Raw genomic sequence first — 11,980 nt, forward strand, 5'->3', positions numbered from 1 at the left:
GTCACACCTCCCTGGACTCGGAGCCGGCGACGACGTTCGCCGGCTCCCGCTCGGCGACCACGCGCTTGGTACGCGGGCTCGGCGGAACCTGAAGATCCATCGGTGGCAGCGGGAAGCTGCCGTACGGGCGGCTGTCCGCCTGCTCCTGCGGCGACGGCTTCGGCTGCTTCTTGCGGCTCGGCCAGAAGAGCGTGGCCAGCAGCAGCACGCCCGCGCCGACGGCGGTGACGAGCAGCCGGTCCCTGGTCTGCCAGTCCTCGATCGAGCGGAGCCCGGCGAGCACCAGGATCCAGACCAGGTTGATCGGCAGCAGGACCTTCCAACCGAAGCGCATGAACTGGTCGTACCGGAGCCGGGGCAGCGTGCCGCGGAGCCAGACGAACACGAAGACCAGCAGGATCACCTTGCCGAAGAACCACAGCATCGGCCACCAACCGTCGTTGGCGCCCGACCAGAGCGTGATCGGCCAGGGTGCCCGCCAGCCGCCGAGGAACAGCGTGGTGGTGACCGCGGACATGCTCACCATGGCCACGTACTCGGAGAGCATGAAGAGCGCGAACTTCAGCGAGCTGTATTCGGTCATGAAGCCCGCGACCAGCTCCGACTCCGCCTCCGGCAGGTCGAACGGCGCCCGGTTGGTCTCACCGACCATGGCGATGAAGAAGATGATGAAGCTGGGCAGCAGCAGGATCGCGTACCAGCCGGGGGTGGGCAGCTCGAACCCGCCGATGCTCAGCCGGGTGGCGTCGCCCTGCGCGGCGACGATCCCGCTCGTCGACATCGTGCCGGCCGTCATGAACACGGCCACGATGCTCAGCCCCATGGCGACCTCGTAGGAGATCATCTGGGCGCTGGAGCGCAGGCCGCCGAGCAGCGGGTAGGTCGAGCCGGAGGCCCAGCCGCCGAGCACGATGCCGTAGACGCCCATCGAGGAGCAGGCCAGGATCACCAGCACCGCCACCGGCACGTCGGTGACCTGGAGCGGCGTCCAGTGGCCGAAGATGCTCACGCTCGGGCCGAACGGGATCACCGACAGCGCGGTGACCGCGGAGATCACCGAGATGGTCGGCGCGAAGAAGAAGACCACCTTGTCGGCGGCGCGCGGGAGGATGTCCTCCTTGAACGCCATCTTCAGGCCGTCGGCGAGCGTCTGGAGCAGGCCGAACGGGCCGACCTGGTTGGGGCCGGGGCGGACCGCCATCCGGCCGACCACCCGCCGCTCGAACCAGACGCCGAGCAGCGTGGCCAGCAGGCCGAACGCGAACGCGAAGACGATCTTCCCGAGGACCAGCCACCACGGGTCCTTGCCGAAGTCGGCGAGCGTCGGGTCCTGCGCCGCGAGGACGACGGTATTCACTCGGAGACACCCCCTGCGTTGAGGAGCGGACCCGGGCGGGCGGCGGCGTCCGCGGCGACAGGCGCCGCGGTCACCGTGACCACGTGACCGGAGGTCGCGCCGAGGCTGCGTCGCACGGTCGAGCCGGGTGAGTTGGTCGGCAGCCAGACGACGCCGTCCGGCATCTCGCTGATCGCCGCCGGCAGGGTGACCGCGCCGCGGTCGGTGCCGACCGTGACCGGGTCGCCGTCGGCCACGCCGAGCGCCTCGGCGGTGCCCTTGCCCAGCCGGACGACCGGCGGGCGGGCGGTGCCGGCGAGGTGCTCGTCGCCGTCGGTGAGGCTGCCCAGGTCGACGAGCTGGTGCCAGGTCGACAGCACGGCCTCGCCCGGACCGGGCTGCGGCACGGCGGCCGGCTCGACCGAGGGCGCGGACGGCCGGGACGTCCGGGTGCGCGGCAGCGCGCCCAGCTCGCGGCGCACGCTCATCACGTCACCGGCGCCGAGCCGCACGTCGAGCTGCGCGGCGATCGCGTCGAGCACCCGGCCGTCGGTCATCGCGCCGGTGTCGAGCACCCGGTCGAAGGTGCGCAGCCGGCCCTCCCAGTCGAGGAAGCTGCCGGCCTTCTCGACCGCCGGGGCGACCGGGAAGACCACGTCGGCCCGGCGGGCCACCGCGCTCATCCGCAGCTCCAGGCTGACCAGGAACGGCACCGCGTCCAGGGCCGCTTCGGCCCGGCGCGGGTCGGCCAGGTCGGCCGGATCGACGCCGGCCACCACGAGCGCGCCGAGCGCGCCGTCGGCCGCCGCGGCGAGGATGCCGTCGGTGTCGCGACCGGCCTGGCTGGGGATCACCCCGGCCGGCAGGTCCCACGCCTCACCCAGCTCGGCGCGGGCGGCCGGCTCGGTGACCACCCGGCCGCCGGGGAGCAGGTTGGGCAGGCAGCCCGCGTCGACCGCGCCGCGGTCACCCGCGCGCCGCGGCACCCAGGCCAGCCGGGCGCCGGTACGCCGGGCCACGTCCGCCGCCGCGGAGAGGCCACCGGGCACCGCGCCCAGCCGCTCACCGACGATCAGGATGGCGCCGGGCTGCCCCAGCGCCTCGGCCACGGTGGCGTGCTCGGCCAGCACGCTCGCCTCCTCGCCCGGCACCACCCGGGCCAGCTTGGCCCCGAGCTTCTCCAGGCCGCGGGTCGCGAACGGCGCGATCGCGTACACCGTGAGCTTCTTCTTCAGGTACGCCTTGCGCAGTCGCAGGAAGAGGATCGGGCACTCCTCCTCCGGCTCCAGGCCGACAAGCACCACGGCGGGCGCGTTCTCCACGTCCGCGTAGGTCACGTCGGTGACCCCGGCGACGTTGCTGGCCAGGAAGTCGGCCTCCTCGCGGGAGACCGGGCGGGCCCGGAAGTCGATGTCGTTGGTGTGCAGCGCGACCCGGGCGAACTTCGCGTACGCGTAGGCGTCCTCGACGGTGAGCCGGCCGCCGGTCAGCACGCCGGTGCCGGTGCCGGCGTCGCGGGCCGCGCGCAGCCCGTCAGCGGCCCGGGTGAACGCCTCGCTCCAGGACGCCTCGCGCAGCTCACCGGTCTTCTCGTCGCGCACCAGCGGGGTGGTGAGCCGGTCGAACGCGCGGGTGTACTGGAAGCCCCAGCGACCCTTGTCGCAGTTCCACTCCTCGTTCACCGCCGGGTCGTCGCCGGCCAGCCGGCGCAGCACCTTGCCCCGCCGCCAGTCGGTGCGCTGCGCGCAGCCGGCCGAGCAGTGCTCGCAGACGCTGGGTGAGGAGACCAGGTCGAACGGGCGGGAACGGAAGCGGTACTGCGCGCCGGTCAGCGCGCCGACCGGGCAGATCTGCACGGTGTTGCCGGAGAAGTACGAGTTGAACGGGACGTCCCCCTCGTCGCCGTCCTCACCGTACGCGTCGTCCCGGTAGATGTTGATCTCCTCGTGCGAGGAGCGTCCCATCAGGTCGATGAACTTGTCGCCGGCGATCTCCTCGGAGAACCGGGTGCACCGCTGGCAGAGCACGCACCGCTCGCGGTCGAGCAGCACCTGGGTGCTGATCGGCAGCGGCTTCGGGTACTCCCGCTTGTGCTCGTGGAACCGGGAGTCCGTACGGCCGGTGGACATCGCCTGGTTCTGCAGCGGGCACTCGCCGCCCTTGTCGCACATCGGGCAGTCCAGGGGGTGGTTGAGGAGCAGCAGCTCCATCACCCCCTCCTGGGCCTTCTTGGCGACCGGCGAGGTGAGCTGGGTCCGCACCACCATGCCGTCGGCGACGGTCTGGGTGCAGGAGGCGACCGGCTTGCGCTGGCCCTCCACCTCCACCAGGCACTGCCGGCAGGCGCCGGCCGGGGCCAGCAGCGGGTGGTCGCAGAAGCGCGGGATCTCCGTGCCCATCTGCTCGGCCACCCGGATCAGCAGCGACCCCTTGGGCGCGGTGACCTCGACGCCGTCGATGGTCAGCGTGACGGTCTCGGTCTGCTTGGCTACGTCGGTCATTAGTGGGCTCCCACCAGGGACTTGTCCGACAGCTTCGGCGCGGTACGTCCCTCGATGTAGTCGAGGTAGTCCTGCTTGAAGTACTTCAGCGAGGAGGTCACCGAGCTGGTCGCACCGTCACCCAGGCCGCAGAACGAACGGCCGAGGATGTTGTCGCAGGTGTCGAGCAGGGTGTCGAGGTCCTCGTGGGTGCCCTGGCCGGCGAGGATGCGCCGGTAGACCCGGACCATCCAGTAGTTGCCCTCCCGGCACGGGGTGCACTTGCCGCACGACTCGTGGTGATAGAACTCCAGCCACCGGTAGGTGGCGTACACCGGGCAGTCCTGGTCGGAGAAGATCTGGGTGGCCGTGGTGCCCAGGATCGAGCCGGCCGCCGCCACCCCCTCGAAGTCCAGCGGGACGTCCAGGTGCTCGGCGGTGAGCAGCGGCGTCGAGGAGCCGCCCGGGGTCCAGAACTTCAGCTCGTGCCCGGGCTTCATCCCGCCGGCCAGCTCGATCAGCTCGCGCAGCGTGATGCCCATCGAGGCCTCGTACTGCCCAGGGTTCGCGATCCGGCCGGAGAGCGAGTAGATCATCGGCCCGGACGACTTCTCCGTGCCCATGGTCTTCCACCAGTCCGCGCCGCCCAGCACGATCGGCGGCACGCTGGCGATGGTGCCGACGTTGTTGACCACGGTCGGGCTCGCGTACAGGCCGTGGGTCGCCGGGAACGGCGGGCGCAGCCGGGGCTGGCCCCGGAAGCCCTCCAGCGAGTCCAGCAGCGCGGTCTCCTCACCGCAGATGTACGCCCCGGCGCCGGAGTGCACCACCAGGTCCAGGTCGAACTTGGAGCCGAGGATGTTCCGGCCGAGGTAGCCCTTGGCGTAAGCCTCGTCGACCGCGCTGCGCAGCCGGCGGGCGGCGTGCACGGCCTCGCCCCGGATGTAGATGTAGGCCCGGCTGGCCCGGATCGCATAGGACGCGATGATCACGCCCTCGACCAGCGCGTGCGGGTCGTGCGTCATCAGCGGCAGGTCCTTGCAGGTGCCCGGCTCGCCCTCGTCGGCGTTCACCACCAGGTAGTGCGGCTTCCCGTCGCCCTGCGGGATGAAGCCCCACTTGAGCCCGGTCGGGAAGCCCGCGCCGCCCCGGCCGCGCAGCCCGGAGTCCTTGATGAGCTGGATCAGGTCGTCCGGGTGCGCCTTGAGCGCCTTGCGCAGGGCGGCGTAGCCGTCCAGCTTCTCGTAGGTGCCGAGTCGCCAGGCGTCCGGCGACGGCCAGCGCTTGGTCAGCACCGGCGTGAGCTTGGCCAGCGTCTCCGGCCGAGGCGTGGTCACTTCCGGACCCCCGTTCCGCTCGCGTCCGCCGGGTCGGCGCCGTCGGCGTCCGTACCGGCCTCGGCGTCCTTGAGGTTGCGCTCCTGCGCGCCGGCCGCGTCGCCGGCGGGCTTGCCGTCGCCGGCCGGCGGGTTCGCCGCCGCACCGGCCGCCTCCGCCGCCCGCGCGTCGCGGGGCGCCGGGGCCGGGCCGTCGGCCGGGACCTTGGTGCCGGGCGCGTCCGCCACCGCGGTCCGCGCGTCCGGCTGCCGGGTCTCGGCGGTACGCACCTGCGGCGACTTGTCGTCCGGCGCCTTCACGTCCGGCGCGGTGCTGCCGCTGGCCGCGGCGGGCGTCGCCGGCTCGGCCGCCTTCTCCGGCGCGGGGGCGGGCTTCTCGGCCTCGGCCTTCGCCTTCGCCTCGGCGGCGGCCCGGTCGGCGTCGGCCTTGCTGCGGATCGGCGTCTTCGGGTCGTAGCCCGGCACCGAGATGCCGTGCTGCTCGGCCAGGCGCAGGCCGCGCAGGCTCGGCTCACCCGGCCCGCCGTCGGCCACCGCACCGTCCCGCTCGTCGGCGAAACCGGCGAGCTGGACCGCCATCTCCTTCAGGGTGCAGAGCCGGGCGCCCCGGGTCGGCATCGGCCGGCCGCCGGCCTGCAACTCCTGCACCACGCCGAGCGCGCCCTGCGGCTCGACGTTGTCGAAGAAGTCGTAGTTGACGGTCATCACCGGGCCGTAGTCGCACGCCGCCAGGCACTCGGCGTGCTCCAGGGTGATCTTCCCGTCGGCGGTGGTCTCCTCGTGCCCGACGCCCAGGTGCTCGGCGAGCGTGTCGTAGACCACCTGCCCGCCGAGCACGTCGCACATCGTGTTGGTGCAGACGCTGACCAGGTAGTCGCCGGTCGGCTTGCGCTTGTACATGGTGTAGAAGGTGGCGACGGCGCCGACCTGGGCCTTGTTCAGCCCGAGCACCTCGGCGCAGAACTCGACGCCGGCCGGGGAGACGTAACCCTCCTCGGACTGGACCAGGTGCAGCAGCGGCAGCAGGGCCGAGCGGGACCGGTCCGCCGGGTAGCGGGCGATGATCTCGCGCGCCCGCAGCCGGGTCTCTTCGGTAAACGTGGTGCTCATCGGTCACAACCACCCATCACGGGGTCCAGCGAGGCGCCGCCGGCGATCACGTCGGCGATCAGGCCACCCTCGGCCATGGCCGGCAGGGCCTGGAGGTTGACGAAGCTCGGCTCCCGGTAGTGCACCCGGTAGGGCCGGGTGCCGCCGTCGGACACCGCGTGCACGCCCAGCTCGCCGCGGGGTGACTCGATGCCGACGTACACCTGGCCCGGCGGGACCCGGAAGCCCTCGGTGACGAGCTTGAAGTGGTGGATCAGCGACTCCATCGACTGACCCATGATCTTGGCGACGTGCTCCAGCGAGTTGCCCATGCCGTCCACGCCGATGGCGAGCTGCGCCGGCCAGGCGATCTTTTTGTCGGAGACCATCACCGGGCCCGGCTTCAACCGGTCGAGCGCCTGCTCGACCAGCTTCAGCGACTCGCGGATCTCGGCCAGCCGGACCAGGTAGCGGCCCCAGACGTCGCCGTCGGTGTGGGTCGGCACGTCGAACTCGTACGTCTCGTAGCCGCAGTACGGCATGGTCTTGCGCAGGTCCCAGGCGAGCCCCGCCGACCGGAGCACCGGGCCGGTGATGCCGAGCGCCACGCAGGCGGTGGTGTCGAGCACCGCCACGTTCTGGGTGCGCTCGATCCAGATCGGCTGCCCGGAGAGCAGGTTCTCGTACTCCTTGAGCTTCTTCGGCATCAGCACCAGGAAGTCGCGGATCTTGCGGATCGCGTCCTCCGGCACGTCCTGCGCCACCCCGCCCGGCCGCACGTACGCGTGGTTCATCCGCAGGCCGGTGATGGTCTCGAAGATGTCGAGGATGTACTCCCGCTCGCGGAAGCCGTACAACATCATGTTGATCGCGCCCAGCTCCATGCCGGTGGTGGCCAGCCAGACCAGGTGCGAGGAGATCCGGTTGAGCTCCATCATCAGCACCCGGATGGTGGTGGCCCGCTCGGTGACGTCGTCGGTGACGCCGAGCAGCTTCTCCACCGCGAGCGCGTACGCCGTCTCGTTGAAGATCGGCGAGAGGTAGTCCATCCGGGTCACGAACGTCGAGCCCTGGACCCAGTTGCGGTATTCCAGGTTCTTCTCGATGCCGGTGTGCAGGTAGCCGACGACCGAGCGGGCCTCGCGGACCGTCTCGCCCTCCAGCTCCAGGATCAGCCGGAGCACGCCGTGCGTGGACGGGTGCTGCGGACCCATGTTGACGACGATCCGCTCGTCGTTGATCGGGTCGGTGCCGGAGACGACCTGGTCCCAGTCCCCACCGGTGACGGTGAAGACCTTGCCCTCGGTGGTCTCGCGCTCGGTCGCGTAGTTCGACGTCGTCACTGGTAGGACCTCCTCCGGTCCGGCGGCGGGATCTCGGCGCCCTTGTACTCCACCGGGATGCCACCCAGCGGGTAGTCCTTGCGCTGCGGGTGCCCCTCCCAGTCGTCCGGCATGAGGATCCGGGTCAGGGCGGGGTGGCCGTCGAAGACGATGCCGAACATGTCGTACGTCTCCCGCTCCTGCCAGTCGGCGGTCGGGTAGACGGCGGTGACGCTCGGCAGGTGCGGGTCCTCGGCGGAGACCGCGGCCTCCAGCCGGACCAGCCGCCGGTAGGTCATCGAGGTGAGCTGGTAGACCACGTGCAACCGGCGCCCGTCGGCGCTCAGGTAGTCCACCCCGGACACCGAGGAGCAGAGCTCGAAGCGCAGCGACATGTCGTCGCGCATCACCTGGCAGACCTCGGCGATGCGCTCCGGCCGTACGTGCAGGGTCAGCTCGCCCCGGTCGACCACGACCTTCTCGATCGCGTCGCCGAACTGCGGGTACGCCTCCTCCAGCGCGTCGCGCACCTCGTCGAAGTAGCTCCCGTACGGCCGGGCGGCCTCCTCGATCGGCTTGCGCTGGCGGACCAGGCCGCCGTAGCCGGAGACGTCGCCGCTGCCCTGGTTGCCGAACATGCCCCGACCGGCCGGGCTGGCCGGCGGGTACTCGGCCGGCGCGGTGCCGCTGGCGCCGGCCGGGACGCTGGGTACCGGCACCCCGCCGTCGTCGTTCCGGTCGTTGCTCACTTGGGTCCCCCCTGCGTCTGGAGGTGGTTCTGCGCCTTCATCCAGTTCTCGATCCGCAACTGCTCCTCGCGCCCCTCGCGGACGGCCTTCGTCCACTCGGCACGGCGGGCCTTGTCGTTGCGGTACGACGACGGCATCGAGCCGTACGGGACGACCGGCACGTCGCCGCGCTCCTTGCGGGCCTCGAGCATCTTGCGGCCGTTCGGGCCCAGCGGCTCGTACATGATCTTCTCGCGGAGCTTGAGCACCGCGTCGATGAGCATCTCCGGCCGGGGCGGGCAGCCGGGGAGGTACATGTCGACCGGGACGACGTGGTCGACGCCCTGCACGATGGCGTAGTTGTTGAACATGCCGCCGCTGCTGGCGCAGACACCCATCGAGATGACCCAGCGGGGCTCGGCCATCTGGTCGTAGATCTGCCGCAGGACCGGGGCCATCTTCTGGCTGACCCGGCCGGCCACGATCATCAGGTCCGCCTGCCGGGGCGAGGCGCGGAAGACCTCCATGCCCCACCGGCCCATGTCGTAGTGCGGGCCCCCCGCGGCCATCATCTCGATGGCGCAGCAGGCCAGGCCGAACGTGGCGCCCCAGACGGACGACTTCCGCGACCAGTTGACCAGCTTCTCGACGCTGGTGAGCAGGACGCCGGAGGGAAGCTTCTCCTCGATGCCCATCTGCTACCTCCTCAGTCCCAGTCCAGGCCGCCGCGCCGCCAGACGTAGGCGTAGGCGACGAAGACCGCGACGATGAACATGACCATCTCCACGAAGCCGAAGATCGGCAGGGCGTCGAAGGAGACCGCCCAGGGGTAGAGGAAGATGATCTCGATGTCGAAGACGATGAAGAGCATCGCCGTCAGGTAGAACTTGATCGGGAACCGGCCGCCGCCGACCGGCTGCGGGCTCGGCTCGATGCCACACTCGTACGCCTCGAGCTTGGCCTTGTTCAGACGCCGGGGGCCGGCGAATCGGGCGGCGGCCACGGAGAACAGCGCGAACCCCGCGGCGAGGGCGAACAGCCCGATGATGGGTGCATAAGGAGAGAGCGTCATCGTTGTCCCCTGCTCGTCCTTCCCTGACCTCGGTGGTTGGCCAAAATCACACTATTCACGTCCCTCACGACCTCGGTCGGCGGGGGTCGATCTCCGTCCGACCCGTGGGCGGTGGTCTCCTACACGGCCGGCGCCACCCTCGTCATGGCGTTGATGACCCGGTCCATGGCGTCTCCACCACGTGGGTCGGTGAGGTTCGCCAGCAGCTTGAGCACGAAGCGCATCAACATCGGGTGCGGCATGCCATGCTTGGTGGCCATCCGCATCACCTCGGGGCGGCCGATCAGCTTCACGAAGATGCCGCCGAGCCGGTAGTAGCCGCCGAAGCGGGCCTTCAGCTCCTGCGGGTAGGCCATCAGCGCGCGCTCCCGCTCGGCGCCGGCCGGGCGGGCCAGCGCCTGCACCGCGACCTCCGCGGCCAGCTCGCCGGACTCCATCGCGTACGCGATGCCCTCGCCGTTGAACGGGTTCACCATGCCGCCGGAGTCGCCGACGAGCAGCACGCCCCGGCTGTAGTGCGGGACCCGGTTGAAGCCCATCGGCAGGGCGGCGCCGAGGATCGGACCCTCCGCGTTGGCCTCGTCGGTCATCCCCCAGTCCTCCGGGGTGTTGGCCAGCCAGTCGGTGAGCAGCCTGCGGTAGTTCGTCTTGCCGAAGGCCGATGAGGAGTTGAGCACGCCGAGGCCGACGTTCACCCGGCCGTCACCGAGCCCGAAGATCCAGCCGTAGCCGGGCAGGAGCGCGTCGTTGCCCTTCGACCGCAGCTCCAGCCAGGACTCCAGGTAGTCGTCGTCGTGCTTGGCGGGCGAGCGGTAGTAGCGGCGGACCGCCACGCCGATCGGCCGGTCCTCCCGCTTGGCCATGCCGAGCGCGAGCGGGAAGCGGCCGGAGACGCCGTCCGCGGCGACCACCAGCGGCGCGTGGAAGGTGGCCGGCTCCTTGCCCGGTCCGACCTCGGCCTGCACCCCGATCACCCGGTCGTCCGCGTCGAGCACCGGGCCGAGGACGTTGACGCCGGTGCGCAGCTCCGCGCCGGCGGTGACCGCCTGCCGGGCGAGCAGGTCGTCGAAGTCGAGCCGGGTCCGGACCAGGCCGTAGTTGGGGAAGCTGGCCAGGTCGGGCCAGTCCAGCTCCAGGCGGACGCCGCCGCCGATCACCCGCAGGCCCTTGTTGTGCAGCCACCCGGCCTCGGGCGAGGTGTCCACGCCCATCCGGACGAGCTGGCGCACGGCGCGGGGCGTGAGCCCGTCGCCGCAGACCTTCTCCCGGGGAAACTCCGTCTTCTCCAGCAGCAGCACGCGTACGCCGTGCCGCGCCAGGTGGTATGCCGTGGCCGATCCTCCGGGACCGGCGCCCACGACGATGACGTCGGCGTCGTTCTCCACCGCGGTCATCCGCGCCTCCTCCCGCATGCTCGTGAAATGCTTCACAAGCCGATCGGGTTGGAGTCTATGACCGGCGTTACACCTGTATGCGCCCAGGGGGGCCTAACTTCTCGGAAACCGGCCGGTAAGAGTGTGGAGATCGGTCACGGGTGGGCCGGCGCGGCCGGTCCGAGGCCGGCGTCGAGCCGGATCGTCTCGGGCAGGTGGTCGCGCAGCGCGCCACCGGCCGCCCGGTCCAGCGCCGCCAGCACCTCGGCGACCACCTGGCGGACCTCGGTCGGATCCGCGCCGGCCAACTCCTTGAGCTGCGCGATCAGCTCGGCGGCGTCGTCGTCGGTGGCGGTGTGGTCGGATCCGGTCATGGCCGCGAGCCTACGGCGCGAACCAGCCAGAAGTCCGACATTCACGAAATGGCCGGTGAACCGGCCGGGCGATCAGTTCCGGACCGCGCGGTGCAGCGCGACCACGCCGCCGGTCAGATTGCGCCACGCCACCCGACCCCAGCCGGCGGCGCCGACGCGGGCGGCCAGCGCCGCCTGGTCCGGCCACGCCCGGATCGACTCGGCGAGGTAGACGTAGGCGTCCGGGTTGCTCGACACCGCCCGCGCCACCGCCGGCAGCGACCGCATCAGGTACGACAGGTAGACCGTCCGGAACGCCGGGTTGACCGGGGTGCTGAACTCGCACACCACCAGCCGCCCGCCCGGCCGGGTGACCCGGGCCAGCTCGCGCAGGGCCGCGTCGGTGTCGTTCACGTTGCGCAGCGCGAAGGAGATGGTCACCGCGTCGAAGCTGGCGTCGGCGAACGGCAGCCGCAACGCGTCCCCGGCCAGCAGCGGCACCGCCGGACGGGTGCGCTTGCCGGCGTGCAGCATGCCCAGCGACAGGTCGGCGCCGACCGCGTACGCGCCGGAGTGGGCCAGTTCCTCGGTGGAGACGCCGGTGCCGGCGCCGACGTCGAGCACCCGCTCGCCGGGACGCAGCCCGAGCGCCGCCCGGGTGGCCCGCCGCCAGGACCGGTCCTGCCCGAAGGAGAGCACGGTGTTGGTCAGGTCGTAACGGGCCGCCACGCCGTCGAACATGGCGGCGACCTCGTGCGGCTGCTTCTCCAGGCTGGCGCGCCGGCCCTGCGGGGAAGGACTGTTCACCCCTCCACTCTGCCAGCCCACCACCCCGGGTACGGCGCGGGGGCGAGGTGGTCGCCCACCTCGCCCCCGGCCGTGTCCGGTGCG

11 protein-coding genes are annotated in these 11,980 nt (G+C 71.5%); all 11 read right to left on the reverse strand.

Annotated features, from left to right (window positions below; all coding sequences use genetic code 11):
* Window position 1: 1 nt before the first annotated feature.
* Window positions 2-1,357 (reverse strand): NADH-quinone oxidoreductase subunit NuoH, encoded by a 1,356-nt coding sequence (gene nuoH, locus ACIA5A_RS15760; RefSeq protein WP_396761932.1) that lies wholly within the window; start codon window positions 1,355-1,357, stop codon window positions 2-4.
* Window positions 1,354-3,837, reverse strand: a complete 2,484-nt coding sequence (locus ACIA5A_RS15765) for an NADH-quinone oxidoreductase subunit G (protein ID WP_396761935.1) — start codon at window positions 3,835-3,837, stop codon at window positions 1,354-1,356. The genes nuoH and ACIA5A_RS15765 overlap by 4 nt, the downstream gene beginning before the upstream one ends.
* Window positions 3,837-5,153 carry an NADH-quinone oxidoreductase subunit NuoF gene (gene nuoF, locus ACIA5A_RS15770; RefSeq protein WP_396761938.1) on the reverse strand — a complete coding sequence of 439 codons (1,317 nt, stop codon included), beginning with the start codon at window positions 5,151-5,153 and terminating at the stop codon, window positions 3,837-3,839. The genes ACIA5A_RS15765 and nuoF overlap by 1 nt, the downstream gene beginning before the upstream one ends.
* Window positions 5,150-6,262: an NADH-quinone oxidoreductase subunit NuoE gene (gene nuoE, locus ACIA5A_RS15775; RefSeq protein WP_396761941.1), complete on the reverse strand. Its 1,113-nt coding sequence runs from the start codon at window positions 6,260-6,262 to the stop codon at window positions 5,150-5,152. Before nuoE ends, nuoF begins: the two co-directional genes overlap by 4 nt.
* A complete protein-coding gene (locus tag ACIA5A_RS15780) occupies window positions 6,259-7,584 on the reverse strand; it encodes an NADH-quinone oxidoreductase subunit D (RefSeq protein ID WP_278108273.1) in 1,326 nt (441 codons plus the stop codon). The genes nuoE and ACIA5A_RS15780 overlap by 4 nt, the downstream gene beginning before the upstream one ends.
* Window positions 7,581-8,312 (reverse strand): NADH-quinone oxidoreductase subunit C, encoded by a 732-nt coding sequence (locus ACIA5A_RS15785; RefSeq protein WP_396761945.1) that lies wholly within the window; start codon window positions 8,310-8,312, stop codon window positions 7,581-7,583. Before ACIA5A_RS15785 ends, ACIA5A_RS15780 begins: the two co-directional genes overlap by 4 nt.
* Window positions 8,309-8,986, reverse strand: coding sequence for an NADH-quinone oxidoreductase subunit B family protein (locus tag ACIA5A_RS15790; RefSeq protein WP_091062855.1), 678 nt, complete (start codon window positions 8,984-8,986; stop codon window positions 8,309-8,311). The genes ACIA5A_RS15785 and ACIA5A_RS15790 overlap by 4 nt, the downstream gene beginning before the upstream one ends.
* Window positions 8,987-8,997: 11 nt before the next feature.
* The gene (locus ACIA5A_RS15795) at window positions 8,998-9,363 is read right to left on the reverse strand and encodes an NADH-quinone oxidoreductase subunit A (RefSeq protein ID WP_089154551.1); all 366 of its coding nucleotides are present in this window, start codon (window positions 9,361-9,363) and stop codon (window positions 8,998-9,000) included.
* A gap of 119 nt (window positions 9,364-9,482) precedes the next feature.
* Complete coding sequence (locus tag ACIA5A_RS15800) at window positions 9,483-10,757, reverse strand: geranylgeranyl reductase family protein (protein WP_396761950.1); 1,275 nt, start codon at window positions 10,755-10,757, stop codon at window positions 9,483-9,485.
* A 134-nt stretch (window positions 10,758-10,891) separates the two neighbouring features.
* Window positions 10,892-11,110 (reverse strand): hypothetical protein, encoded by a 219-nt coding sequence (locus tag ACIA5A_RS15805; protein ID WP_396761953.1) that lies wholly within the window; start codon window positions 11,108-11,110, stop codon window positions 10,892-10,894.
* Window positions 11,111-11,182: 72 nt separating this feature from the next.
* Window positions 11,183-11,896 (reverse strand): demethylmenaquinone methyltransferase, encoded by a 714-nt coding sequence (locus ACIA5A_RS15810; RefSeq protein ID WP_396761956.1) that lies wholly within the window; start codon window positions 11,894-11,896, stop codon window positions 11,183-11,185.
* Window positions 11,897-11,980: the final 84 nt, after the last annotated feature.

The sequence above is a fragment of the Micromonospora sp. NPDC051300 genome (assembly GCF_044455315.1).
GTDB classification, from domain to species: domain Bacteria; phylum Actinomycetota; class Actinomycetes; order Mycobacteriales; family Micromonosporaceae; genus Micromonospora; species Micromonospora robiginosa.

Excerpts from the sequence above, each read along its gene's own strand:
- ACIA5A_RS15765 (WP_396761935.1), bottom strand. The coding sequence starts at position 3,837 with ATGACCGACGTAGCCAAGCAGACCGAGACCGTCACGCTGACCATCGAC.
- nuoE (WP_396761941.1), bottom strand. The coding sequence starts at position 6,262 with ATGAGCACCACGTTTACCGAAGAGACCCGGCTGCGGGCGCGCGAGATC.
- ACIA5A_RS15790 (WP_091062855.1), bottom strand. The coding sequence starts at position 8,986 with ATGGGCATCGAGGAGAAGCTTCCCTCCGGCGTCCTGCTCACCAGCGTC.
- ACIA5A_RS15795 (WP_089154551.1), bottom strand. The coding sequence starts at position 9,363 with ATGACGCTCTCTCCTTATGCACCCATCATCGGGCTGTTCGCCCTCGCC.
- ACIA5A_RS15800 (WP_396761950.1), bottom strand. The coding sequence starts at position 10,757 with ATGACCGCGGTGGAGAACGACGCCGACGTCATCGTCGTGGGCGCCGGT.
- ACIA5A_RS15805 (WP_396761953.1), bottom strand. The coding sequence starts at position 11,110 with ATGACCGGATCCGACCACACCGCCACCGACGACGACGCCGCCGAGCTG.